A 258-nucleotide genomic window follows, 5' to 3' on the forward strand; every position below is an offset into this window, starting at 1 on the left:
CTACTCAGCAAAATGGGTGCATGTCCTTCAATTTGTAATTCGAGGCGATTAAGGAAGCGGGTATCTTGACAGAAGAACCCTAAACTAGAATCAACTTGCTCATTGTGACAGGTGATATTGCCAATGGTATCGGTAATAAGAAATATGTCGTCTTCTTTTAATGTCAGTGTTGGCTGCAGGCGTTCAGTGTGACTACAATGCCACTCCGGAATCGGAATTTGTTCTGCTTCGGCAAAACTTCTGCCATCAAATTCAATG

1 protein-coding gene is annotated in these 258 nt (G+C 42.2%); it reads right to left on the bottom strand.

What is annotated here, in order from left to right; translation table 11 throughout:
* A partial coding sequence (locus R0J92_RS24310) for a glycogen debranching N-terminal domain-containing protein (RefSeq protein WP_411053568.1) occupies positions 1-258 on the bottom strand: 258 nt, incomplete at both ends.

Origin of the sequence: Tritonibacter sp. SIMBA_163, assembly GCF_046535935.1 — a bacterium.
GTDB lineage: Bacteria > Pseudomonadota > Alphaproteobacteria > Rhodobacterales > Rhodobacteraceae > Epibacterium > Epibacterium scottomollicae.